A 24,121-nucleotide genomic window follows, 5' to 3' on the forward strand; every position below is an offset into this window, starting at 1 on the left:
TAGTCGCGTGCCGGTTCCCTAGGGACTCCCACGGGGAGGTTTCAGCCGATCGGCCCAGACGCCGCTAGCGCCGCGCCGCCGAGGGCCGCTGCTCCGCCGAGGGCCGCTGCTCCGCCGAGGGTCGCTGCTCCAGCGAGGGCGCCGAGCCCGGCAGGGGTCGTCCGGCCGACTCCGCCATGAACCACACCGCCACGCCGCCGATCACGGCCGCGGCCATCATGTAGTACGCGGGCATCATCATGTTCCCGGTCGCGCCGATCAGCGCCGTCACCACCAGCGGGGTCGTCCCGCCGAAGAGGGACACCGACACGTTGAAGCCGATGGACAGGGAGCCGTAGCGGACCCTCGTCGGGAACAGCGCCGGCAGCGCGGACGGCATCGCCGCCGTGAAGCAGACCAGTAGCAGACCGAGCGCACCCATGCCGAGCGCGACCGCGAACAGGCTGCCCTGACGGATCAGCAGCAGGGCCGGGACGGACAGCAGCAGGAAGCCCGCGCAGCCCGCGGCGATCACGGGACGGCGGCCGATCCGGTCCGTCAGGGCACCCGCGAAGGGCTGGACGACCATCATCAGCGCCATCACGCCCAGCACCACCAGCAGGCCGTGCGTCTCGTCGTACCTGAGTTCACTGGTCAGATAGCTCGGCATGTACGACAGCAGCATGTAGTCGGTGACGTTGAAGACCAGCACCAGGCCGACGCAGAGCAGCAGCGCCCGCCACTGGCCGGTGATCATGTCGCGCAGCGGCACCTTCGGGCGGTCCGCCTCGGCCTTGGCGACCTCGGCCGCGAACGCCGGGGTCTCCTCCAGGCGCATCCGCAGATAGAGGCCGATGATGCCCATCGGGCCCGCGATCAGGAACGGGATCCGCCAGCCCCAGCTCAGCAGGTCGTCGGTGGACAGCAAGGCGGTCATCAGCGTGACCAGACCCGCGCCGCCGATGTACCCGGCGAGGGTCCCGAACTCCAGCCAGCTGCCGAGGAAGCCGCGCCGCTTGTCGGGGGCGTACTCGGCGATGAAGGTGGAGGCGCCCGCGTACTCGCCGCCGGTGGAGAAGCCCTGTACCAGGCGGGCGGCCAGCAGGAGCAGCGGGGCGCCGACGCCGATCGTGGCGTACGACGGGATGAGACCGATGGCGAAGGTGCCCGCGGCCATCATGATCATGGTGACGGCGAGGACCTTCTGGCGCCCGACGCGGTCGCCCAGCGGCCCGAAGACCATGCCGCCGAGCGGGCGGACCAGGAAGGCCGCGGCGAAGGCGCCGAACGTGGAGAGCAGCTGGGCGGTGGGGTTGCCGGACGGGAAGAAGACCTTGCCGAGCGTGACCGCGATGTAGCTGTAGACACCGAAGTCGAACCATTCCATCGCGTTGCCCAGCGCGGCGGCCTTCACGGCGCGCCTCACGAGGGCCGGGTCGGTGACGGTGGCGTTCTTCGGGGCGGTCGGGTCGGCGGTCGGGTTCTTCGCGGGGAGAGCGGCGACTGGGGCAGTCGTCAAGACTTCGCTCGCCTGCCTTTCGACGGGGACATGGACAGGCCTGCGCGACGGCGGCGGCGACGGCGGGCAGGCGGAAAATCGACCATAGGGGTACTTGTCCCGTTCACGTGCCGTGCACGATTAACTGCAGGGTGCACCTAAATGCGGTGTATGCAGGCCCGTATCCCGGCCTCGGAGCGGATGTTCCGGCCTCCCGCTGTGATCCTTCTCGCGCCCTGCGGAGGCAAGTGAACCTTTGGCGCACTATCGTCATCCGGACAAAAGGAGAGCGGACGTCAGGTGAAGCAGGGGTTGCCCGCGTCTCTCTCCGGGGGTGGTGCGAGCCTCATAGGGTTCGCTAAGTATTCCGACGCATGCGACGCGTGGGACGAACGGGGCGGGAGGCCGACGAGGCGTGGCGAATGCGGAGCACAGTGGGCGACCGGCGGAAGCTTTCGGAGCGACAGCCGTCGGCACGACTACGGCTGCCCAGGCCCGCCTGCGCGCGGCCCGGCTCGGCCTGTGGCTGGTCGCCGTGGTCCTCGCCGTACGACAGGTGGCCGTCGTCCTCAGTACGCCCCGGGGGGAGCGGCTGACCGATCTGGAGACCTGGGTCGGTCCGAACGGTGTCCTGCATGTGAAGGGCTCGCTGTACGACTCGACGCGCTTCACCGGCACCCCCTTCGGCGGATGGGTCATGAAGCCGCTCACCCGAGCGGCCGAGCAGGCCCTCGGCTGGGGCTGGACCTTCGGCACCCTCCTGCTGGTCGTCGCGCTCGGCCTGGTCGCCGCCCGATCCCTGCCCCAGCCGGTCAGCCGCCGTACCTCCCTGCTGGCCGCACCCGTCGCGATCAGCCTGCTGATGCTGTCGCTGCCGGTGCGCAACACGCTCTGGCTCGGCCAGACCAGCATCATCCCGGTCCTGCTGGTGCTGCTCGGCTGCTTCTCCGTACGCGGCCAGCGCGCCAGCGGCCTCCTCATCGGCGTCGCTGCCGCACTCCAGCCCACGGTCCTGCTGTTCGCCCCGCTGCTGTGGTTCACCGGCCGCCGCCGGGCCGCCCTGTCCACCGGCGTGACCTTCGCCGGATGCACGGCGCTCGTCTGGGCGGCGATGCCGCACGACTCGTACACCTACTGGGTGCACCACATGGCCGGCGTCGGTCTCGGCGGCAAGGCCGACGACCTCGCCAACCAGTCCCTGCACGGGTTCCTGCTGCGCCTCGGCCTGTCCGGCCCGCTGGAGATCACGCTCTTCCTGCTGCTGGGCGCCGCCGTCGCCACCCTCGGCGTGCGCCGCGCCGTGCGCTACGCGCGGGACGGACAGCTCCTGCTCGCCGTCGCGATCACCGGCTGCGCCGCGATCGCCGTCTCGCCGACCACCTGGCAGCACCAGCTGCTGTGGGTGCTGCTCGCGGTCGTCGGCCGGGTCGGCAAGCGGGCCTCCGACCGGTACGTGTGGCCGGTCGCCGTCGTCGTGGTGATGACGCTGCCCGCGAAGATGATGCTGCCGAACATGCCGGCGCTGTACGCCCTGCGCGACAACGTGGTGCTGCTCGCGGCCGTCGCGGCGGCCACCGTCATCCCGTTCCTGTCCCGCACCTCGGCGCACTACCGGTCACCGATCCCGACGGAGTACGCCGAACCCGTCCCGGCACGCTTCAGGCAGGTCCCGCTGCTGCCCTTCCTGCGCCGGGTCCTCAGCCGCCCGAACCTGCTGCTGGAACTCCTGCTCATCCGCGTCACCTACGCCGCCTACCAGCAGGTCAGACTCGCGGCGACCGGCGGCTCCAACTCGGCCGGCCGGGCCCGCGCGGAGAAGCACGGCCACCAGATCCACGACATGGAGCGCTGGCTCCACATCGACATCGAGCACTGGGCCAACCACGCCGTCGTCAAGGTCGACTGGATCCGGAACTTCTTCGACTTCTACTACACGTCGTTCCACTTCGTCGTCCCGCTGAGCGTCCTCGCCGTCCTGTACTGGCGCCGCCCCGTCGACTACCGCTGGGCCCGCGCCACCCTCGGCTTCACCACCCTGCTCGCCCTGGTCGGCTTCTGGCTCTACCCGCTCGCCCCGCCCCGCCTGATGCCCAACCTCGGCATCATCGACACCGTCCACGGCGTCCAGGACTTCACCAAGCCGGACTACGGCACCCTGACCGCGCTGACGAACCAGTACGCGGCGATGCCGTCGCTCCACTTCGGCTGGTCCCTGTGGTGCGGCCTCGTCATCGCGATCATCGCCCCGAGATGGTGGATGAAGGCGCTGGGCCTGCTGCACCCGCTCTTCACGGTGACGGCGATCGTGGTGACCGGCAACCACTGGGTACTGGACGCGGCGGGCGGTGCGGTGGTCGTGGCGGCGGGGTTCGGGCTGGCCTATCTGTTCCAGGGGCCGCGGGCCAGGAGCGCGCAGGCCGAGCGGGTCAGCAGCGAACCGTCACTGGTGAAGGACCCCGCACCGAGCTGACCCGCCCCGCCCGCGCCCCCGGTGACCTGGTCACGAAGGCGCGGGCCCGCCGGTCCCCCCGCTGGTGCCGCTCTCCGGACTCCCTTCGGGCGCGGACTGGCTGAACACGGAGTCGACGACCGTCAGGTCGTCGTCCGTCCTGTCCCGCGACCGGGACAGCGACCGGGCGAGCCACAGCCCCGCGGCGAGCACGAGCACCGCCCACACGACGGCCGACGCGCTGCCCGCGACCTGCTCCGGGCAGCTCCCGCTGCCACCCGGCAGGTCGCTGTGGTAGGCGGGGGGCAGACACTGCGCCGAGGCGGACGAGGGCCCGCCGAGCACGAGGAGCACGGCGGCCGCGGCCAGAGCCAGCAGCCGCACGGCACGGGAGCCGGTCATGACAGCGCTCCCCGCGCCGGGAGGGCGGGCGGTTCCGGGGCCATGGGCGCTCCCTTCAGTTCCAGTACGCGGTCTCGCAGGGGCCGTTCATCCGGTACGAAGATGTCGGCGCCGGAGTGGTCGCGGTGCATGCGCTGTGTCGCGAGGTCCAGCTGCGCCTGCTGGAGGCGCATGAGGTGGCGTACGCCCGCCACTCCGTCCCGGCGCCACACCCGCAGTTCCAGCAGGAGCCGGCGGCGCGGGGAGAGCAGGAGCCCGATCTCCGGTTCCGTGACGGCGCCGCCGCCCTCCGCGGCCTCCGCGTGCAGCGCGTGGGTCAGGCCCAGCCGCTGCGCCCTGAGTCCCTGCCTGAGGACCAGCACGTACAGGACGACGAACACCCCCGAGGTGAGGGCCGTCATCAACGGCACCCCCACCAGCAGTCCCACCGCGTCGCTGTCGGAGAACCAGTCGTCCCGCTGCTTGGCGAGCTGCCCCAGAGCGATGTCCGTCCAGAAGTGCCCGCCCACCGCGGCCAGCACCCCCGCGCCGACGACCAGTGCCCGGTCCCTGCGCTCCCGCAGCCTGCGGGCCGCGCCGAACCCGGCCCCCACCAGCGCCGTGAAGGCCACGTGCACCGCCATCAGCCCGACCACCTGCCGGGTCCAGAACTCCACGGGCGGCTGGGCCTCGGGGCCGGCCGAGCCGAGCGCGCCCGGGTAGTCGCTCATGTAGGCGACCGTCTCCGTGAGGTTGAATCCGAGCCCGACGGCAGCGCCGAGGACCACCCCGGAGACCACGCCGTCGAAGTGGCGCCGGCAGAGGAAGTACAGGGCGGCGACCACGGCGGCCTTGCCCAGCTCCGTGAAGAGGGCGCTGTTGAAACAGCCGACGGCGAAGAGCGCGCGGACCGTGTCCCGGGGGGTCGACCAGTCGAGAAGATAGCCGGGGGCGTACCACCACGCCCAGACGTTCATGGTGAGGCCGTACCCGGCGGCGATCAGCGCGCCCGAGCCGAACGCGGCCAGCAGCAGCCGGCCGGGCAGCCGGCGGAACAGCTGGAGGCGGTGCACGAGGAGCAGGGCCGCCGCCGTGGTGGGCAGGCAGAGCAGCAGCAGGGGCAGGCTCCGGAACAGGACGTGGAACGCCATCGTCGTGTACGGCAGGGTCAGGGCCGCCAGGATGCCGTACTGGTGGGCGCGGACCGTCCTGGCGTGGGCCTCGGGATCGGCCGGGGGAGCGCCGCGCCGCAGGGCGAGCGACAGGCCCAGGACCGCCGCGAGGCCCCAGCCGACGAGCAGCAGGATCCGCGTCGCCTCGAAGACGCCCGGCAGGGGCTTCAGCCACAGCACCATCAGGGAGGTGGGCGAGGTGACGTCGGGCGTGGCCCAGAAGAGGATCTGCGCGATGCCGTAGGCCGCCGACATCACGAGCGCCACCACGATCGCGGTCGGCAGGCCGTGCCGCGGCACGCGCGCCGGCGGCCGGGGCGGGGGCGGCGGGAGGGCTCCGGGTGCCGTGGTCATGGGGCAGCTCCGTCCTGCGGAAGGTCGAGGCTCGGCCAGTCGCTGGGGAGTTCCGTAAGGGTCGGCAGCTCGGGCAGGGACGGGAAGGAGAAGGTCGGGGTCGGGTAGTCCGGGCCGCCGGTGGGCCAGGAGGTGGGCCACTCGCTCGGGACCCCGGTGAGCCAGTCGCTCGGGTAGCCGCTGGGCAGGGGCATCTCGGTGACACCGGACGGGAGCAGTTCCGTGGGCACGATCGACGCGGGCGGCGGCATGTCGGTCTGCGGCACCGCCGGTTCGGTGGTGGCCCCCATGACCGCGGCGACCACGAGGGCCACGGCGCCGACCCCGCCGATCGCGGCCATCAGCCGTACGTAGGGCCGGGGCCCGCGCTCCGGCTCGGCCGCGTTCGTCGCGGTCTCCTCGTCCGGGAATCCCATGAGTTCCGGGGGAGGGGACGGATCCGGAGGATACGGCGGTGAACCCGGCGGGTACGACGACGATCCCGCCTGCTCTGGTGTCATGGGTGGCGGGCCGGCGTCGCCCGCCGGTAACTCAGGGGCCGGGCCCCTCTCGTCCTCGGACGACATGGTTGTCTCCCTGGGGATGGGGTCGGGTACGGGCGGATCGGAGAGCCGCCTGGCGCAGGGGACTCACGGCGGCCGGGGTGGAGAGGGGACGGCGACGCCACCGCCGGAGCAGCAGTACGGCGAGTGGCAGGAGCAGCACGGCCGCCGCGAAGGGCAGCAGACGCAGCGTCAGGTCCCACGGGGACGAGCCGTCACCGGGCGGGCCGAGGCCGGCCGCCTGACGCGGGGTGGGGGAGCCGAGCCACAGCGTGCCTGACGCGTCGCCGGGCGACGGCCGCTTCAGGGACGCGCCGACGTCCTCGGACAGGGACCCGTACCGCGCCTCGAACGAGCCGTCCGACACCTGCCGCAGCGGCACTTCGGCCAGGTCGACGCCGCCGTAGAAGTAAGTGGCCCGGTAGACCAGCCCGTTGTGGGTCTCCGAGCGGTCGATGTCGAACTCGCCCTCCGTGCGCGACTCGACGTACGCGTCGAACGTGTCCCTGGGCTGCCAGTCCGTCCTGGTCGCCCACGGCCCGACCTCGCCCCGGCCCACCAGGTCGCCGTAGGTGGTCGTCTCGGACCGGCTCAGGTCGCGGTACCACTCGGCGGCCACCCGGGCGAGGTACACACGACGCAGATCGGCGTACTGCGGGGCGGAGTTGACGTCCTTCTTCAGCCGGTCCAGCACCAGGGAGCGGAACAGCTCCTCGTTGTGGCGCTCGGTGGCCTCGTCCTTCTGCGGGCAGTTGAGCGGGTCCTGTCCCATGGGCAGCTGCGAGCGGTGCGCGGACTCCATCTTCACGTCCAGTGGGGCGTCGAGGATGTAGAGCCTGTCGCCGTCGGTGCGGACCTGCGCGGGAGAGGGCACGATCCACACTCGGGTCAGGATGCACCTCCCCTCGAGCCCTGCCCAGAACTGTCGGCCGGTCGTGCTGTCGGGATGGATGAGTCTGCCGGTGTCCTTCTTGAGCTGGAGGTCAGCTTCGAGCAGGACGCGCCCGGCGTCGGTGCGCCCGAGACGGGGGTCGGTGATGCGGTCCGGTTCACTGGGGTTCAGGTTGACCCAGTAGGCCGAGGGATCCAGCTGCAGCCAGGTGAAGAAGGCGTCCGAGGTGAGCCGTGCCGCGTCCACGCCGAGGTCGGGGGAGGTGCCGCCGGTGGTGGAGGCGGGGGCCTGGAAGGAGTACTGGAGTCCGCTGCCGTCGCCCGGATCGGACAGATAGCGCAGTTCGAGGGCGGAGAAGTCGATGCCGCCGGGCGCCTCGGGCACGGGTTCGGAGAGCGCCCTGACCAGCCCGCTGTCGGCGACACCCTTGCCCTCGCCGCACCCCGCCCGCACGGCGGAGGCAAGGGCCGCCATCTGGACGCCGGAGCGCGCCGGTCCGAGGCCGAGGCTGCCGCAGGTGCCGCCCTGGTCCGTCCTGAGGACCTTGTTCGTCTCCCTGGCCTTCTCGTACCTGCGCTCGGTGTTCGCCTCCTTGAGCTGTGCCATCCTCGCCTTTTCCCGCGCCACCTCCTCGTGGATCGCCTTGTCCCCCTTCGTGGCCTTGCCCGCCGCGTCGAGGAGGCCCTTCATCCGGTCCTTGTAACCAGCGGCCCGGTACTGGGCGGCGTACTGCACGTCCGTGCTCTTCGGGATCCTGGGAGCGCACTTCGACTTGCAGGGCGAGAAGTCGCTGTAGAGGTTGAAGAGCCGGCCGATGTCCTGGATGCCCACGTACTGGGCCGCGTGTATCAGCATGCGGAGTTCGGAGTGAGCGCCGTCGACCAGGACCTCGTCTTTGTGGAAGAGCGACCGGTCGTTGGTCTCCCGCATGATCAGGAACCGTTCGATCCCCGGGCGGTGGCGGAGCTTGAGCTCCCGGTAGAGCTGGGGATCGCTCTTCAGCAGCGCGGCGACGTCGACCACCTCGTAGCCCTGGGTGCGCAGGCCGTTCAGGCCCGTGATGTCCCAGAAACCCACGGCCAGGTTCCGCCCCACGTCGCTGGGGCTGGCGATGCCCCTCGCCTTCCTGGCGATGTACGCGATCTCCCCGATACGGCTCTGGAGCCAGTCGTCGAGCCTTCGCCACGATCCGCCGTACGGCTCCGGATCCTCGTCCCGCACGACGTCCTGAGCGACTTCCCGTACGACGCCGGCCTGTGCCCCCGCGACGGATGGAGGCGCAGCCGTGCTCTGCGGCACGGCGAGGAGCCCCAGGAGCAGCCCGACGGCAAGGGCCGCCCCGGTCAACGGCGACAACACCTTCTTCACAGCAGAACCCCCGTAATGCTGTCTTCCTACAGGCTGTCCCCGCCCCGAGGAGTGGTCAACCCGTCGGGAGGACAAAAGGCGGAACGGGCCGACGGCGCCGGGAAGCCGTCGGCCCGAGAACCGCGGGGTGCGCGAGAAGGGCGGGATACGCGGGATACGTCAACTCGTGCTGACCTGAAGCTCCTTGACGCCGTTGATCCAGGCGGAGCGCAGGCGGCGCGGGTCGCCCGTCGGTTTCAGGTTGGGCATGGCGTCGGCGATCGCGTTGAAGATGAGGTCGATCTCCAGGACCGCCAGCGACTTGCCGAGGCAGTAGTGCGGGCCTCCGCCGCCGAAGCCGAGGTGCGGGTTCGGGTCGCGGGTGATGTCGAAGACGTCCGGGTTCTCGAAGACCTCGGGGTCGTGGTTGGCGGCGGCGTAGAAGAGGCCGACGCGGTCGCCCTTCTTGATCTGCTTGCCGCCGAGTTCGGTGTCCTGGGTGGCGGTGCGCTGGAAGGAGTTGACCGGGGTGGCCCAGCGGACGATCTCCTCGGCGGCGGTCGCCGGACGCTCCGCCTTGTACAGCTCCCACTGCTCGGGGTTCGTGAGGAAGGCGTGCATGCCGTGGGTGATGGCGTTGCGCGTGGTCTCGTTGCCCGCCACGGCCAGCATCAGCACGAAGAACCCGAACTCGTCGGAGTTGAGATTGCCCTCGTCCTCGGCCGACACCAGGGTCGTCACGATGTCCTTCGCGGGGCACTGCTTGCGGTCGGCGGCCATGTTCATCGCGTAGGCGATGAGCTCGGTGGCCGACTCCTGGCCGACCTCCTCGGTGATCGCGTACTCCGGATCGTCGTACGAGATCATCTTGTTGGACCAGTCGAAGATCTTGGCCCGGTCGTCCTGCGGGATGCCGATGAGCTCGGCGATGGCCTGCAGGGGCAGTTCGCAGGCGACTTCGGTGACGAAGTCGAAGGACCCGGTGCGGGCGCGTGCGTTCGCCGCGATCGCGAGGGCGCGGGCGCGCAGGTTGTCCTCCAGTGCGCGGATGGCCCTCGGCGTGAACACCCGCTGCACGATCTGGCGGACCCGGGTGTGCTCCGGCGGGTCCATGTTGAGCAGGATCAGCCGCTGGGCGTCGATCGCGTCGCGCTCGATGTGCTCGTTGAAGCGGATGATCGCCGTGTTGAGGTACGAGGAGAACAGCTCCGGGTGCGTCGAGACGTACTTGACGTCCGCGTGCCGGGTGACGGCCCAGTACCCCTCGTCCTGGAAGCCGGCGACGTTCGAGGGCTGAGGGACCCAGTGGACCGGCTCGGCCCGGCGCAGCTCGGCGAACTCCGGGAGAGGGACGCGGTGTTGCAGCAGATCGGGATCGGTGAAGTCGAACCCGTCGGGAAGCGCTGGACAGGGCATCGGCAACTCACTCCAGCCATCTGACGGTCCATCAGGAACAAGGCTGCCGTGAAGGTAGTAACGGGTTCTAGAAGTAGCAAGGGGTGCGGCACTCCGAATTGCCTGCACGCCCCTTGCGGTGGCGGGCGAGGGGTCAGCAGACTGCAGGTGGAACTAGAACACGTACTAGTTCCGCGTGGCGGGCCGGGCCGGGACGCCCCCGCGCCGCGCGGGTACCGGAGGAGAGGAACTCCCCATGGCCGCGGAACCCGTGATCGTCGAGGCCGTACGCACCCCCATCGGCAGGCGCGGCGGTGCGCTCGCCAACCTGCATCCCGCCTATCTCCTGGGCGAGACCTACCGTGAACTCCTCGGCCGCACCGGCATCCCCGCCGACGCGGTCGAACAGATCGTCGGCGGCACGGTCACCCACGCCGGCGAGCAGTCCATGAACCCCGCACGCACCGCCTGGCTGACGGTCGGGCTGCCGTACGAGACGGCGGCGACGACGGTCGACTGTCAGTGTGGCTCCTCGCAGCAGGCCTCGCACATGGTGGCCAACATGGTCGCGGCGGGGGTGATCGACGTGGGCATCAGTTGTGGCGTGGAGTCGATGTCGCGGGTGCCGCTGGGCTCCGGGTCGAAGCACGGGCCGGGCAAGCCGTTCCCGGACGAGTGGAACGTGGATCTGCCGAACCAGTTCGAGGCGGCGGAGCGGATCGCCCGCCATCGTGGCCTCACCAGGGAGAACGTCGACTCGCTGGGCCTGATCTCGCAGGAGCGGGCGGCTGTCGCCTGGGCCGAGGAGCGGTTCAAGCGGGAGACGTTCGCGGTCCAGGTGCCGACGACGGAGGAGGAGCAGCGGGCCGGGCAGGGCATGTGGCGACTGGTCGACCGGGACGAGGGGCTGCGCGACACGTCCATGGAGGCGCTGGCCCGGCTGAAGCCGATCATGCCGACCGCCGTGCACACGGCGGGCAACTCGTCTCAGATCAGCGATGGTTCGGCGGCGATCATGTGGGCCTCGAAGCGGATGGCACGGGCGCTGAAGCTGCGGCCCCGGGCGCGGATCGTGGCCCAGGCGCTGGTGGGTGCCGACCCGCACTTCCATCTGGACGGGCCGATCGACGCGACGCGGGCGGTGCTGGGCAAGGCCGGCATGTCCCTGAAGGACATCGACCTCGTCGAGATCAACGAGGCCTTCGCGTCGGTGGTGCTGAGCTGGGCCCAGGTCTTCGAGCAGGACCTGGAGAAGGTGAACGTCAACGGCGGCGCGATCGCGCTCGGGCATCCGGTGGGGTCCACCGGGGCCCGGCTCATCACGACGGCACTTCATGAACTGGAGCGCGCGGACAAGGAGTTCGCGCTGGTGACGATGTGTGCGGGTGGGGGCTTGGCCACCGGCACGATCATTCAGCGGTTGTAGTCGTCGTCCAATTGACGAAGGTGGTGAACGCGGCGGGGTCGAGGGTGAGGATCGGTCCCGCCGGGGTTTTGGAGTCGCGGATGGCGATGGTGGTGGGGGCCTCGGCGATCTCGACGCACGAGCCGCCCTGGTCACCGCTGTAGCTGGACTTACGCCACTGAAGCGCGTGGTTCTCCATAGCGTTCCTCCATCACTCGCCGGATCAGCTCCGCCGAGTCCTTGAGGGAGAGCGCGGCGGCTCGGAGATGATCGTAACGGAGCGAACAGTCCTTGACGGTGTCCGGGTTCGCGGTTGGATGCCCGCTTCCGTAGCCCTCGGTATAGACGATGGTTGGGTCGCTGGCGAAGCGGAAGAGGTCGAACGAGCCTTGCAGGCCCGCGTGGACGCCGGCTGAGAACGGCAGCACCTGGATGTTGATCCGAGGGTTGTCCTCGAAGGTCAACAGCTGGGCCAGTTGGCCCCGCATGATCTCCGGCCCACCGATTTCCTGGCGGAGTGCGGCCTCGCTGATGACAGCCCAGAAGACCGGCGGCTCTTCCTTCTCGAAGATGCGCTGACGGGCAAGCCGAACCTCGGTGCGGTCGTCGAGGTCGGTCTGGTCCAGCGAGCCGAGCACGGCACGCGCGTACGCCTTCGTCTGCAGAAGGCCGTGGATCAGGTGGGTGTGGAACGTGCAGATCTCGATGGCGCGCGCCTCAAGCTCTGCCACCTGCCTGAACCAGCCCGGCAGTTGACTCCGCATCACCAGCTCGACGAGCCGCGACAACGCCCCGCCCGTCCCCAGCGCCGCATCGGCACGCTCGCTGAAGTCCTGCGTGGGCAGCTTCCTGGCCGTTTCGATCTGCCCGACCATCGAGCCGGTGTAGTTGACGATGTCCCCGAGCTGCCGTTGCGTCAGCTCGGCGGCTTCGCGGTACCGGCGCAGCTCGTAGCCGTAGTAGTCGAGCGGCGAGGCGCCCGGGTCGAGGGTGTTGATGTGGGTCACGCACGGTCCCCTCTGTGCGGCAACTCCGTCCACTTCGGGACTGGTTGTATTCAGTACGTAGCCCACGGTAGTCACGCCAGGTCACCCTCGTCCTGTGAACGCATACATTCCCCAGTACCGCCTGACCCTCACCGCAGGCGAACACTCCGCCCGTCACATCCGCCGCATCGTCCGCTCGCTGCTGGACGAGTGGGAGCTGCAAGAGCTGTCCGACGCCGTGGAGTTGGGCATTACGGAAGTGATCGCCAACGTCGTACGCCATGTCCCGGACCGACGCTGCCAGTTGCTGTTGCTGCGACAGGGGGCGGCGGGGGTACGGGTGGAGGTCGCGGATGACTCGCCCCAACTGCCAGTCGTCCCGACCGAGTTGTCGTGGGAGTCGGAGGGTGGACGCGGGCTCGTCCTGCTCGATGCGATGGCCGCCAAGTGGGGAGTGTGGCCGGAGGCCGGGGGCGGCAAGACGGTGTGGTTCGAGTGCCGGGGTGACGACAGCGGCTGACGGTAGTGCGGGGGCGGGCGAGTCGGGGATGATGTGGGATCTTCGGCAGGGCTCGGGGCGTGGGGCAGGTCAGGGGGTTGCGGTGGAGACGTTCGGGGCGCTGGAAGCGGGGGATCCGGAGCAGGTAGGGCGGTACCGGATCGTGGCGCGGCTGGGTGCGGGCGGAATGGGCCGGGTGTATCTGGGGCGCTCGCCCGGCGGCCGGGCGGTGGCGGTGAAGGTGGTGCGCTCCGAACTGGCCGAGGACGGCGAGTTCCGGCGCCGGTTCGCCCGGGAGGTGGCCGCCGCCCGACGGGTCAACGGGGTGTTCACCGCCGGTGTGGTCGACGCCGATCCGGACGGGTCGCCCGCGTGGCTTGCGGCGGCGTATGTGCCGGGCGTCGCGTTGGGCGATGCCGTGACCGCGCACGGGCCCTGGCCGCAGGGCCCGGTGCTGGCGCTCGGCGCCGGCCTCGCCGAGGCGCTGGAGGCGATCCACGCGGCCGATGTGGTCCACCGGGACCTGAAACCGTCGAACATCCTCCTCGCGGCGGACGGACCACGGGTGATCGATTTCGGGATCTCGGTGGCTCACGAGGCCAGCGCGTTGACCCGAACCGGCATGGTGGTGGGCACGCCGGGGTTCATGTCCCCCGAGCAATTGACCGGTAAGCCGATCGGGCCCGCCAGTGACGTCTTCTCCCTCGGTGCGGTGCTGGCATTCACCGCCACGGGGTCGGGGCCGTTCGGGACCGGCTCGGGGCATGCCCTGAGCTTCCGCGTCGTCTACGAAGAACCCGACCTGGACGAACTCCCGCCCGCTCTGCGGTCCGTGGTGGCCCGCTGTCTGGCCAAGCAACCCGACCAGCGCCCGGCGGTGGCCACGCTGCTGGACCAGCTGGCGGAGGCTGCCGCCGAGGAGGCAGGGGAGGCTGAGGCCGCCGGAGAGGCCGTCACCCACACACTCACCCAGCCCGGCTGGCTTCCCGCACCGGTCGCCGCGACCCTGCACGCACGCACCACCACGCACGGACCCACGGTCCCACCAGCACCAGCACCAGCACCAGCACCAGCACCAGCACCAGCACCAGCACCAGCACCAGCACCAGCACCAGCACCAGCACCGGCACGGCAGCCCGACCCCGCTCCCGTACCGGCTCCGGCACTGACCGAGACACCCGACTCCGAGACACCCGAATCCGAGACACCCGACTCAACGGAATCCGACTCACCCGAATCCGACTCACCCGAATCCGACTCACCCGAATCCGAGCCCTCGCCCAAGAGCCCGGAGGCGGCAGTAACCGGTGCCGGCCCGACCGCGCTCCCGGCCGGCCTGACCCGTCGGCGCGCCCTGCTCGCCCTCGGCGGGGCCGCCGCCGCAGGGCTCGGCTTCGCCGGCTGGAAGTTCAGCGACCGCGACGCCTCCGCCAAGGAATCCGACGCCCCGCCCGGTTCCGGCCGAAGACCCAGCGCATCCCCCACGCCCACTCCCACCGCCCCGTCCGGCGTGGAGCAGTGGAGATTCATCACGGGGGGCCTCGTGTACGCGTCGCCGATCGTCGTCGGCGGCGCCGTCTACATCGGCACCGACACCGACAAGCTGTACGCGGTGGACACCTTTACCGGCCTACAGCGGTGGACGTTCACCACCGGTGCGGACGTGAATTCGGAGCCGGCTGCCGCCCCCGGGATGGTCTACGTGGGCAGTGAGGACAGCAACCTGTACGCGGTGAACGCAGACACCGGCTGGCAACGGTGGAAATTCCGCACTGGCAAGCGCGGAAGCTCGTCGCCGACTGTCGTCGACGGCCTGGTGTACGTCGGCGGCGGGGGCGACGTCACGTACCGCTTCGGCGAAAGCGGCAACGACTACGAAGACGGCTACGTGTACGCGATCGTCGCCGACACCGGCAAGCAGCGGTGGAAATTCACCACCCACAGCCGAGTCGGCGAGTCGCCGACCGTTGTCGACGGGGTGGTCTACGCCTGCAGTTTGAGCGGCACCGCGTATGCGGTGGATGCCGACACCGGCAAGCAGCGGTGGGAATTCACCACCCCTGGCTTTCTGAACTCGGCCGCGGCCGTCGTCGACGGCGTGGTCTACGTCAGCAGCGACAGCAGGGAGGACAGCAACCTGTACGCGCTGGACGCCGCGACCGGCAAGCAGCGATGGAAAATCGCTACCGGCATGTTGAGCGCGCCGACTGTCGTCGATGGAACGGTCTACTTGGGTGACGGGAACGGCGACTTGGCCGCCGTGGACGCCGGCACCGGCAAGCAGCGATGGAAATCCCGCATCGGCAAAGACCGACGCCTGAGCGCGCCGACCGTCGTTGGCGGGATGGCCTACGTGGGCAGCCAGGACGGCAACCTGTATGCCGTGGACGCCGGCACCGGCGAACAGCGGTGGGAATTCCGCACCGGCAGCCCCGTGTACTCGACGCCGGCCTTCGCCGACGGAGTGATCTACATCGCCAGCCTGAACGGCGTCCTGTACGCGGTGACGTAGTAACCGACCGACGTGAGCCTCCGGGCAGCGGGAGGCGCCCGGTGTACTCAAGTCCACCACGGGGGCGGAGGGTTCTCGGATGCCGGGGCGATCTGCGCGTCCGTAGCGTCAGGGGACCGACGCCTCGCGGTCCCGGACCTCCCGCCCACCGGCATGTCCTGCAACTCCCTGCGCGACCGCCGGTAGGCCGAGTGGCGAAACCAGGAGCGATTTACGGCGTGTCGTTGAGGGTGGTCGCTGTGCCATTGGCGATCTTCACTTCAGCGGGGAAGCCCTTCTTGGCGGCACTCTCCAGTTCGGCTTCCGTGCACTGGGTGCCGCCCTGCTGGCCTTCACCCACCCCCGGGCCTCCGCAGACCTGGCCGTAGCCCCAGATGTCGGTGTCCTCGGAGACGAAGAACTGCTGCGCGACGCCGTGCTCCTCGGTGACCGTGTACTTGCCCGGCGCCAGGTAGGAGACGGTGCCGTGCCAGGTTCCGTTGACGCCCTTGCCCTTGTTGATGCCCTCGACGGCCGTGTCACGGGAGCCGGAGCCGGCGTCCGTGTCGGACCCGGTGCCGTTCTCGGACTGGGCGGCACGCCGCTCGGAGACCAGCGTGGCGACTCCGTCCTGCATCCGCACATCGGCGTTGACGGCACCCTTCTTGGTGGCCGTCTCCAACTCGTCCAGCGTGCACGGCGCGTCCACCTTCGACTGCGCGTCCCCGCATAGCGTGCCCACGCCGTAGACCTCGGTGTCCTCGGCGACGAAGAACTGCTGGTCGTCCTTGCCCGGCACGGACACGATGTACTTGCCCGGCGCGAGGTAGGTGACCGTGCCGTTGCCGAACGTCCCGCTGACACCCTTGGACGCGGAACTCTTCGAGCCGCTGGGGGCCTTGGTTGCCGCCGACGAGTCCGCGACGGCGGCGGCTGCCGCGTCCTTGGTTCCCTTGCCGGAAGATGAGCCGCCGCTGGTCGCGGAGTCGTTCTGGCAGGCGGTCATCAACAGGCCGGCGGTGATCGCGGCAGCGACGACGGTGGCCTTGCGCAGGTGGCGGTTCATCACGGGAAACCCTTCGGCTGTGGGGAGTTGGCGGGGTCGACGACGCTCTCGCCGTTACCCGCTGCGTGCTCCATATGACGGCCCGCCAGGCCCGCAGGTCACACCCTTCATCGCAGCAGGACAACGCTGTCGCACAGCCGTGACACAGCAACACATCGGTTGTGGACAGCCGCGACCCGGCGCGCCGACTCCACAGCCATCGGGCGGACGACGTAATGCCGGGCGGAAACTGGGCGGCCTTGGCCTGAGTGAGCGGGCGGACATGGCGAAGGCGGCGGCCCCGGGGATCGGGGGCCGCCGCCTTCGCGTAAGAGGGGCTGGGATCGGTGGAGCGATCAGTACCAGCCGTTGGCCTGCCAGAACGACCAGGCGCCGGTCGGGCTGCCGTAGCGGTCGTTCATGTAGTCGAGGCCCCACTCGATCTGGGTCTCGGCGTTGGTCTTCCAGTCGGAGCCGGCGGAGGCCATCTTGGAGCCGGGGAGTGCCTGGACCAGGCCGTAGGCGCCGGAGGAGGGGTTCATGGCGTCGACGTCCCAGCCGCTCTCGTGCTCGACGATCTTGCTGAAGGCGTTGTACTGAGCGGTGTCCGGGATCAGCTTGTGCGCGATCGCCTTCGCCTCGGTGGCCGAGGCGCCCGTGGTGGCCGCCTGGGCGGGGGCCGCGGTCAGGGCCATGCCGGTGGTGGCGGCGGCCAGCGCTACGGCGGTGAGGGCCTTCCTCGGGGAAGCGATGCGACGAACGATGCGGGTGACGGACACGGAGAACCTTTTCTTCGGGGACTGGGATGTCGTGGCGTGCCGTGACCCCGTGGTGGGGGGCGGTGGCATGCCGCGGCGCCGCGGCCCTGAGGGCACGTCGGCGCCGTGCGACGTCATCCAGAGAAACAGGATCGGGCCGCGCCCGCAATGACCCCTTTTACTAGTTGTGGTCGCATGTGGGTGATTGGTCGTTCCTGTGACCTGGCTCTCAATGCGCAGGTCAGGGGCCTTGCGGGCGCGTACATGCCAGGCCCGCAGGTCTACGGCCCTGCCTCGTAGGTGACCTGCGTCATGTGGGGTGCTTCACTGAGCGGGGGCGTCGAAAGTGACCGGGGTCTCGAAGGCCGCCCTGCGGGTGGCCCGGCGCAGGGCCCTGAGGATCGCCGGGCCGAGCAGTGCCGTCAGGACGACCGTGACCAGCGCCCGGCCCAGGTCCCAGCCCAGTGACGTGGCCAGGCAGTACGCGACGAAGCGGGCCAGGTTGGCGGCGACCGCCCCGTCCGGCTGGAAGGCGATGTTCGAGGCGTTCTGCGTCATGAAGGTCCAGCCCGCGAGGTTGGTGATCGTGCCGTAGGCGAAGGCGGACAGGAAGCCGTAGCCGCCGAGAAGCGCGAGTTCGGCGCGGCCGCGCAGACGGTCGGGGCCCGGCAGCAGACCCGCGCCCATCGTGAACCACCCCATCGCCAGCATCTGGAACGGCATCCACGGGCCCACCCCGCCCGTGAGCAGCGCGGACGCGAACATCGTCACGGAGCCGAGCACGAAACCGAAGCCAGGGCCGAGCACGCGTCCGCTCAGCACCATCAGGAAGAACATCGGCTCGAGACCGGCCGTCCCGGCGCCGATGGGGCGCAGCGCCGCGCCGGTCGCGGCCAGCACGCCGAGCATCGCCACCGCCTTCGGGCCCAGGCCGGACTCCGAGATCGTCGCCGCCAGGACCGCGACGAGAAGGAGCAGCAGTCCGGCGAAGAACCACGGGGCGTCCTGCACGTGTGCCCCGACCCCGGAGGTGGGCGGGGCGAGGAACGGCCAGCCGAGAGCGGCCACGCCGACCGCGCTCACGAGGAGCAGGGCGGCTGTCGAGCGGGGGCCCAGGCGGACGGCCTTGGCCTGGCGCGTATCGGTCATGCCAGCGCCTCCCGCACCTGTGCGACCGTGAGCCACTTCTGCGGCGCCAGGATCTTCGTGACCTGCGGGGCGAAGGAGGGAGAGGCCACCACCACGTCCGCCGTCGGGCCGTCCGCGATCACCTCGCCGTCGGCGAGGAGCACCACCCGGTGGACCAGCTCGGCGGCCAGCTCCACGTCGTGGGTCGCCAGCACGATCGCGTGCCCCTGCGCCGCCAGCCCGCGCAGGACCGCGACCAGGCGGGCCTTCGCCGCGTAGTCCAGGCCCCGGGTCGGCTCGTCGAGGAGCAGGAGGGGAGGGCGGGCCGCCAGGACCACGGCCAGCGCGAGAGCCAGCCGCTGGCCCTCGGAGAGGTCGCGCGGATGGATGTCGTCGGTGACCCCGGGGAGCAGCTCGGTGACCAGCGCCCGGCAGGTCCCCGGCGCCGCGCCCGCGTCCCGGTCGGCGGCCGCGCACTCGGCGGCGACCGTGTCGGCGTACAGCAGGTCGCGCGGTTCCTGCGGTACGAGACCCACGCGGCGTACGAGTTCGGGGGGCGCCGTGCGATGCGGTACGGCACCCCCGACCCGCACCGATCCGGCGGCCGGCTCCACCAGGCCGACCAGCGCGGAGAGCAGCGTCGACTTACCGGCGCCGTTGCGGCCCATGAGGGCGATGGTCTCGCCGGGGGCGACGGTGAGGTCGACGTGGCGCAGGGCCTGGACGCGCTCGCGGCGGACGGCGAGGGCGTGGACCTCGGCCGGAGGTGCGGTAGTTGGGGCCGACGTGGGCTTCCTCCGGAGGCGGAGGCCGAGGCGGAGGCGGGAGGTCGGGGGAGCCTCCGGCTGGGGTGGTGCCGTCGTGACGACGGACACTTCGGGCGTCCCGTCCTGCCCGCCCAGCCGTTCCCGCAGGTCGCCCGCCCGTCGCCGCGCGTCCCGGACCGTCAGCGGCAGCGGGGCCCAGCCCGCGAGGCGGCCCAGGTCCACCACCGGTGGGTACACCGGCGATACGGCCATGATGTCGGCCGGGGTGCCGAGGACCGGGGCCGCGCCGGGCGAGGGGAGGAGGGCGACCTGGTCGGCGTACTGGACGACGCGTTCCAGTCGGTGCTCGGCCATCAGGACCGTCGTGCCGAGGTCGTGGACGAGGCGCTGGAGGACCGCGAGGACCTCCTCCGCGGCCGCCGGGTCGAGTGCGGAGGTCGGTTCGTCGAGGACGAGGACCCTCGGATGCGGGGTGAGGACCGAGCCGATCGCGACGCGCTGCTGCTGCCCGCCGGAGAGCGTGCTGATGGGCCGGTCGCGCAGATCGGCCAGACCCAGCAGGTCCAGAGTCTCCTCGACGCGGCGGCGCATCACGTCCGGGGCGAGGCCCAACGACTCCATGCCATAGGCGAGTTCGTCCTCCACGGTGTCCGTCACGAAGTGGGAGAGCGGGTCCTGGCCGACCGTCCCCACCACGTCGGCGAGTTCCCGCGGCTTGTGCGTACGGGTGTCCCGGCCGGCCACCGTGACCCGGCCGTGCAAAGTCCCGCCGGTGAAGTGCGGGACGAGTCCGCTCACCGCGCCGAGCACCGTGGACTTGCCGACGCCCGACGGGCCCACCAGCAGGACGAGTTCGCCTTCCGGCACCTCGAAGTCCACGCCCTGGACGGTGGCTTCGGCGGCACCGTCGTACGTCACGGAGACGTTCTCGAAGCGGATCACGACGGTTCCTTGGGATCGGGAGTGGGAGCGGGAGCGGGGTCGGGGCTGGGATCGGGGGCGACGAAGGCCGGGAGCAGGCCGAGGAGGACGGCCGCCGCGGGCCAGAGGGGGAGGGCCGGGGCGACCAACGGGACCACGCCCGGGTTCAGGGCCTCGGAGCCGTGGGCGGAGGCGAGCACGAGCAGCGCGGCCACCGCCACGCCGGAGCCGGTGACCAGCCAGGCGCGCACGTCCCAGCGGTCCGGGCGGTACCGGGTGCGCAGCGAACGCCGGCCGCCCAGGCGGAGGCCCGCGAGAGCGGCGGCCAGTCCGGCGAGGAGGACGGGGAGGCCGTACGTGCCGCCCTCGGCCGTCAGCAGTCCGTACGTTCCCGCGCAGACGCCGAGCAGGCCGCCGAGGGTGAGGGCGGTCGTCGTACGGCGGACCGGGGCGGGGACGTCGGCGGTACGGCCGTAGCCGCGGGCGTCCATCGCTGCGGCGAGGGCGACGGAGCGTTCCAGGGCGCCTTCGAGCACCGGGAGCGCGACCTGGAGGAGGCCGCGGATGCCCTTGTCGGGGCGGCCGCGCAGCCGGCGGGCGGCGCGCAGCCGCTGGACGTCGAGGATCAGGTTCGGGGCGAAGGTGAGGGCCACGACCACCGCCACGCCCATCTCGTACAGCGCGCCCGGGAGCGACTTGAGGAGACGGGCCGGGTTCGCGAGGGCGTTCGCGGCGCCCACACAGATGAGGAGGGTGGCCAGGCGCAGGCCGTCGTACAGGGCGAAGAGGAGGCCTTCGGCGGTGACTCTGCCGCCGAGGCGGATGCCCTGGGCCCAGTCGGGGAGGGGGACTTCGGGGAGGGTGGCGAGCACGTGGGTGCCGGGGACGGGGGAGCCGAGTGCTACCGCGAAGGCGAGGCGGATGAGGAGTACGGCCAGGGCCAGTTTGACGAAGGCGGTGTAGGAGCGTGCGGTGGGGGTGTCGGGGCGGCGGGTGGCCACGACGTAGGCGGAGGTGGCGATGAGGAGGGCGAGGAGGAGGGGGTTGGTGGTGCGGGTGGCGGCGGTGCCCAGGCCAAGGGACCAGAGCCACCAGGCGCCGGGGTGCAATGTGGGCCGGCGCTGCTGTGGGCGGGTGGGGTGCGCAGCCCGGCGTTGCGGGGTGCCGCCTGCGCCCACCCGTGCCGCCCCAGCGGCACGACTGCCCGCAGGCTGGGCGGCTGGACACGAGCTATCCATTCCTGCGGCGCCTTGCCTGCCATACCGCGGCCGCGCCCAGTGCTGCCACGGCCGCGGTACCCGCGAGCAGGCCGAGTGATGGGCCGCGGTCCTCGGTGTTCTTCTTCGGCGCAGCCGTCGGTTGCTTACCCTCCACCTGCTCCCCGCACCCCGCCTCCGGATAACCCGCGATCGCGCACAGCAAGGCGTTGGTGCTGTAGCGGAGGGGCTTCGCGACGGCGGCCAGGGCCTCGGCGGTCGTGGCGTCGGGGGCGGTCGGCACGCAGGCCGTGCGGGCCGGGGGCGGGGTTTCGCCGGACGGGGCGTCGGTCGTCGTACCGAAGTCGATGACCAGGGCGATCCGCTTCCTGCCGTCCTGCGCGGGCGTGTTCGCGCAGATCGTCGCGAAGTCGGCCGTGCCGCGTGGCTTCGTCGCGTCGCCGGAGTCCTCGCTGACCGCGAAGCGGAAGCCCTGGACGTCGCCGTCGGAGGGGCGAGCGGTCGAGGGGCCCTGGGTGGCGTACGTCCACTGGTTGCCGTCGCGCTCCCAGAAGGACCAGTAGCGGTAGCCGGCGGCCTGCGCCTGGCCCGCGTTCCCGGAGAACAGGAACGCGGCTAGGAACAGGAGGGTCGCGGTACGGCGGCGGGAGGTCACGGCTGCCGCCTCTTGTTGCGGCTGCTCAGCAGGAAGCCGATGCCCGCCCCGGCGGCGAGGCCGGCGCCGACCATCCACCACACGTCGCCGCTGCCCGAGTCATCCGTTTCGTCGGTCGTTTCGTCGGCCTTCTCGCTCTTGGCCGTCGCCGTCTGCGGAGCCGGCCCCGTCGCGTTGAGCTGCTTGACCAGGTCCGTGCCGCCGAAGTCACGCGGGTCCGTGCCCGTGGCGTGGGCGGCGAAGATCAGCTGGGCGTAGGCGGCCGGGCCGCTCTGCGCCGCCCAGGCGGAGGAGTTCTGCTCGAGCCACTCCAGCGACTTCTTCGCCTGCGCGGCCTGGCCCTGCGCGGCGAGGGCGACGACGGCGTCGGCCGTGTTGCCGTGGTCCGGCTGGTCGGTGGAGCCGGGGAGGGCCGAGTTGAGGTGGCCGTCCTTGGCGAGGGCCTTGGTGAGGTAGGCGGCACCGTTCGCGGCGGCCTGCTGCGGGGACGGCGAGCCGGAGCCGGAGCAGGCGGCGGCCTCCGCCTGCGCGGCTGGCTCGACGACCAGCCCCTTCCCGAGCGCGCCGACGACCCCCGCCGCGGTGGCGTCGGCGTTGGCCACCAGCTTGCCCTTCTTGTCGGGCTGGAAGGCGAAGGCACCAGCGTCGGCAGCGGCTGCGGCGCCCTCGCCCTCGCACGGCAGGGCGAGCTTCATCAGGGCGTCGTACGGCCCCCGGCCCCCCTTGCGTACGTCCGCCGGCTTCTCCCTCACGGCCGTCAGCGCGCCGACGACCACGGACGTCGAGTTGGTGTCGCTGGCGCCGCCGGGGGCGTACCCCCAGCCGCCGTCCTTGTTCTGCACGGACTTCAGCCAGGCGACCGCCTTGTCCGTGGCGGCGTCGTGGCCGCCGAGCGCGGCGAGGGCCTGGACGGCGGCGGCGGTGTTGTTGGTGTCGACCATGAGCTTGGCGTCGCAGGGCGCGGCGGGGTCGGCGCGGTAGGGCGCGAAGGCGCCGTTCGCGCACTGCTGTCCGGTCAGCCAGTCCACGGACGTCGCGGCCGGCTTCACTCCCGCCGTGTGCTGGGCGAGCAGGGCGAGGGACTGACGCCAGACGCCGTCGTACGTCGGGTCCGTGCCGCCGTACAGCTCGGCGGGGAACGCCCGCGAGGCGGAGGGGGACGGGTCGGCGGCGACGGCGGGCACGGCGGCCCCGATCACGGCGGTGGCGGCGGCCAGGACCGCGGCGCTGCGGCGGACGTTCATGATCGGCGGGTGCCTCTCCCTGAAGGGAGCCGGGCAGCACGGGACACCCCGGCGGCTCGGCTCCGTATACCTCGACGGTGCCGCACACCGGCCGGTTGCCGGTGCGCGTGAGCCGGTCACGATCCGTGCGGGGCAGTCCGGCTCGCCGCCTGGACGGGCGGCACACGGTTGCGGGTCAGCGCCGGATTTGCACCGGCTTCCCCCCGTACGGGTGTGATACGACCCGGCCACTCTACCGGCCCGTACGGAGCACCCCGAGGGCCGCCCGCACGGGGGAGGTAGGTTCGGTCCCATGCAGCCGACGGGAAGACTGCTCGGCTCCGGCCGTTCCGCCGACGTGTACGAGATCGACGAGGCGTGGGTGCTGCGCCGCGACCGGGAGGGGCACGGGGACGCGCTGGCCGAGGGCGCGGTGATGGAGTTCGTACGCCGCCACGGCTATCCGGTGCCGCGGGTCCGCCCGGCCGACTCCACGCGCACCGAGTTGGTGATGGAGCGGCTCCACGGCCCGACGATGCTGGACGCGTTCGGCGCGGGGCGGATCGGCGCGCGTGAGGCGGGGGACGTCCTCGCCCGTCTCCTACGGCAGTTGCACACCGTCCCCGCCCGGCACTCGCCCACCGCCCGCGTCCTCCACCTGGACCTCCACCCGGAGAACGTCATCCTCACCGCGGACGGCCCCCGGGTCATCGACTGGACCAACACGGAGGAGGGCGACCCCGGCCTGGACTGGGGCATCTCCGCGATGATCCTCGCCCAGGTCGCCGTGACCGACGAAGCCCTCGCCGCCCCCGCCCGCACGATGCTCACCGCTCTCCTCGCCGACCCGTCCCACCTCACCGAGGCGGGCCTGGCGGAGGCCCGCCGCCGGCGCGCGGCGAACCCGACGATGAGCCGTCGGGAGGTCGAACTGCTGGGTGAGGCCGAGGACTTGATCCGCTCGGTCGTGTCCTAGGGCGCGTACCAGGACCACCCGATGATCACGACTCGATATGC

At 71.3% G+C, this 24,121-nt stretch carries 20 protein-coding genes; 5 read left to right on the plus strand and 15 right to left on the minus strand.

The features are described from left to right. Positions 1-64 precede the first annotated feature (64 nt). Complete coding sequence (gene proP / locus OG252_RS34995; RefSeq protein ID WP_329341171.1) at positions 65-1,498, minus strand: glycine betaine/L-proline transporter ProP; 1,434 nt, start codon at positions 1,496-1,498, stop codon at positions 65-67. A 394-nt stretch (positions 1,499-1,892) separates the two neighbouring features. Here proP and OG252_RS35000 point away from each other — a divergent pair, with 394 nt between their 5' ends. Further along, entirely contained in the window at positions 1,893-3,947 is a 2,055-nt protein-coding gene (locus OG252_RS35000; RefSeq protein WP_329341173.1) for a bifunctional glycosyltransferase 87/phosphatase PAP2 family protein, read from the plus strand. 30 nt (positions 3,948-3,977) lie between these two features. Here the strand turns inward: OG252_RS35000 and OG252_RS35005 are convergent, their stop codons facing one another. From OG252_RS35005 to OG252_RS35025, 5 genes are all read right to left on the minus strand, one after another. Continuing rightward, positions 3,978-4,328, minus strand: coding sequence for a hypothetical protein (locus OG252_RS35005; protein ID WP_329341175.1), 351 nt, complete (start codon positions 4,326-4,328; stop codon positions 3,978-3,980). Next, positions 4,325-5,833 carry a PrsW family glutamic-type intramembrane protease gene (locus OG252_RS35010; protein WP_329341177.1) on the minus strand — a complete coding sequence of 503 codons (1,509 nt, stop codon included), beginning with the start codon at positions 5,831-5,833 and terminating at the stop codon, positions 4,325-4,327. Before OG252_RS35010 ends, OG252_RS35005 begins: the two co-directional genes overlap by 4 nt. Then, on the minus strand, positions 5,830-6,249 hold the full coding sequence (locus OG252_RS35015; RefSeq protein WP_329341179.1) for a hypothetical protein: 420 nt from the start codon (positions 6,247-6,249) through the stop codon (positions 5,830-5,832). Before OG252_RS35015 ends, OG252_RS35010 begins: the two co-directional genes overlap by 4 nt. A gap of 115 nt (positions 6,250-6,364) precedes the next feature. Continuing rightward, a complete protein-coding gene (locus OG252_RS35020) occupies positions 6,365-8,635 on the minus strand; it encodes a hypothetical protein (protein WP_329341180.1) in 2,271 nt (756 codons plus the stop codon). Positions 8,636-8,794: 159 nt separating this feature from the next. After that, positions 8,795-10,030 (minus strand): cytochrome P450, encoded by a 1,236-nt coding sequence (locus OG252_RS35025; protein ID WP_266440142.1) that lies wholly within the window; start codon positions 10,028-10,030, stop codon positions 8,795-8,797. 235 nt (positions 10,031-10,265) lie between these two features. On the opposite strand from OG252_RS35025, the gene OG252_RS35030 reads away from it, so the two are divergent. Then, positions 10,266-11,435 carry a steroid 3-ketoacyl-CoA thiolase gene (locus OG252_RS35030; RefSeq protein ID WP_329341182.1) on the plus strand — a complete coding sequence of 390 codons (1,170 nt, stop codon included), beginning with the start codon at positions 10,266-10,268 and terminating at the stop codon, positions 11,433-11,435. Here the strand turns inward: OG252_RS35030 and OG252_RS35035 are convergent. Further along, a complete protein-coding gene (locus tag OG252_RS35035) occupies positions 11,419-11,613 on the minus strand; it encodes a DUF397 domain-containing protein (RefSeq protein ID WP_329341183.1) in 195 nt (64 codons plus the stop codon). The genes OG252_RS35030 and OG252_RS35035 overlap by 17 nt on opposite strands. Then, positions 11,585-12,421 carry a helix-turn-helix domain-containing protein gene (locus OG252_RS35040; RefSeq protein WP_329341184.1) on the minus strand — a complete coding sequence of 279 codons (837 nt, stop codon included), beginning with the start codon at positions 12,419-12,421 and terminating at the stop codon, positions 11,585-11,587. The genes OG252_RS35035 and OG252_RS35040 overlap by 29 nt, the downstream gene beginning before the upstream one ends. Before the next feature lie 94 nt (positions 12,422-12,515). Between OG252_RS35040 and OG252_RS35045 the strand changes: the two genes are divergently transcribed. Together OG252_RS35045 and OG252_RS35050 are read left to right on the plus strand one after the other, a co-directional pair. Beyond that, entirely contained in the window at positions 12,516-12,920 is a 405-nt protein-coding gene (locus OG252_RS35045) for an ATP-binding protein (RefSeq protein ID WP_329341186.1), read from the plus strand. 82 nt (positions 12,921-13,002) lie between these two features. Next, the gene (locus tag OG252_RS35050) at positions 13,003-15,411 is read left to right on the plus strand and encodes a serine/threonine-protein kinase (protein ID WP_329341188.1); all 2,409 of its coding nucleotides are present in this window, start codon (positions 13,003-13,005) and stop codon (positions 15,409-15,411) included. 211 nt (positions 15,412-15,622) lie between these two features. On the opposite strand, the gene OG252_RS35055 is transcribed toward OG252_RS35050, so the two are convergent. The 7 genes from OG252_RS35055 to OG252_RS35085 all read right to left on the minus strand — a co-directional run bounded on the left by OG252_RS35055 (position 15,623) and on the right by OG252_RS35085 (position 23,125). After that, positions 15,623-16,456 carry a hypothetical protein gene (locus OG252_RS35055; protein WP_329341190.1) on the minus strand — a complete coding sequence of 278 codons (834 nt, stop codon included), beginning with the start codon at positions 16,454-16,456 and terminating at the stop codon, positions 15,623-15,625. A gap of 335 nt (positions 16,457-16,791) precedes the next feature. Beyond that, positions 16,792-17,214, minus strand: coding sequence for a transglycosylase SLT domain-containing protein (locus OG252_RS35060; protein WP_329341193.1), 423 nt, complete (start codon positions 17,212-17,214; stop codon positions 16,792-16,794). A gap of 303 nt (positions 17,215-17,517) precedes the next feature. Next, positions 17,518-18,342 carry an ECF transporter S component gene (locus OG252_RS35065; RefSeq protein WP_329341195.1) on the minus strand — a complete coding sequence of 275 codons (825 nt, stop codon included), beginning with the start codon at positions 18,340-18,342 and terminating at the stop codon, positions 17,518-17,520. After that, positions 18,339-20,030, minus strand: a complete 1,692-nt coding sequence (locus OG252_RS35070; RefSeq protein WP_329341197.1) for an ABC transporter ATP-binding protein — start codon at positions 20,028-20,030, stop codon at positions 18,339-18,341. Before OG252_RS35070 ends, OG252_RS35065 begins: the two co-directional genes overlap by 4 nt. Further along, positions 20,027-21,187 carry an energy-coupling factor transporter transmembrane component T gene (locus OG252_RS35075; protein WP_329341199.1) on the minus strand — a complete coding sequence of 387 codons (1,161 nt, stop codon included), beginning with the start codon at positions 21,185-21,187 and terminating at the stop codon, positions 20,027-20,029. The genes OG252_RS35070 and OG252_RS35075 overlap by 4 nt, the downstream gene beginning before the upstream one ends. 52 nt (positions 21,188-21,239) lie before the next feature. Next, entirely contained in the window at positions 21,240-21,881 is a 642-nt protein-coding gene (locus OG252_RS35080; RefSeq protein ID WP_329341201.1) for an SCO2322 family protein, read from the minus strand. After that, positions 21,878-23,125: a prenyltransferase/squalene oxidase repeat-containing protein gene (locus OG252_RS35085; RefSeq protein ID WP_329341202.1), complete on the minus strand. Its 1,248-nt coding sequence runs from the start codon at positions 23,123-23,125 to the stop codon at positions 21,878-21,880. The genes OG252_RS35080 and OG252_RS35085 overlap by 4 nt, the downstream gene beginning before the upstream one ends. Before the next feature lie 292 nt (positions 23,126-23,417). Between OG252_RS35085 and OG252_RS35090 the strand changes: the two genes are divergently transcribed. Beyond that, complete coding sequence (locus tag OG252_RS35090; RefSeq protein ID WP_329341204.1) at positions 23,418-24,080, plus strand: phosphotransferase; 663 nt, start codon at positions 23,418-23,420, stop codon at positions 24,078-24,080. The last annotated feature ends 41 nt before the right edge of the window (positions 24,081-24,121 follow it).

It is taken from the genome of Streptomyces sp. NBC_01352, assembly GCF_036237295.1.
Taxonomy (GTDB): domain Bacteria; phylum Actinomycetota; class Actinomycetes; order Streptomycetales; family Streptomycetaceae; genus Streptomyces; species Streptomyces plumbiresistens.

Coding starts and splice junctions, on each gene's coding strand:
- OG252_RS35005 (WP_329341175.1), bottom strand. CDS start 4,328: ATGACCGGCTCCCGTGCCGTGCGGCTGCTGGCTCTGGCCGCGGCCGCC.
- OG252_RS35010 (WP_329341177.1), bottom strand. CDS start 5,833: ATGACCACGGCACCCGGAGCCCTCCCGCCGCCCCCGCCCCGGCCGCCG.
- OG252_RS35015 (WP_329341179.1), bottom strand. CDS start 6,249: ATGGGATTCCCGGACGAGGAGACCGCGACGAACGCGGCCGAGCCGGAG.
- OG252_RS35025 (WP_266440142.1), bottom strand. CDS start 10,030: ATGCCCTGTCCAGCGCTTCCCGACGGGTTCGACTTCACCGATCCCGAT.
- OG252_RS35030 (WP_329341182.1), top strand. CDS start 10,266: ATGGCCGCGGAACCCGTGATCGTCGAGGCCGTACGCACCCCCATCGGC.
- OG252_RS35035 (WP_329341183.1), bottom strand. CDS start 11,613: ATGGAGAACCACGCGCTTCAGTGGCGTAAGTCCAGCTACAGCGGTGAC.
- OG252_RS35055 (WP_329341190.1), bottom strand. CDS start 16,456: ATGAACCGCCACCTGCGCAAGGCCACCGTCGTCGCTGCCGCGATCACC.
- OG252_RS35065 (WP_329341195.1), bottom strand. CDS start 18,342: ATGACCGATACGCGCCAGGCCAAGGCCGTCCGCCTGGGCCCCCGCTCG.
- OG252_RS35085 (WP_329341202.1), bottom strand. CDS start 23,125: ATGAACGTCCGCCGCAGCGCCGCGGTCCTGGCCGCCGCCACCGCCGTG.
- OG252_RS35090 (WP_329341204.1), top strand. CDS start 23,418: ATGCAGCCGACGGGAAGACTGCTCGGCTCCGGCCGTTCCGCCGACGTG.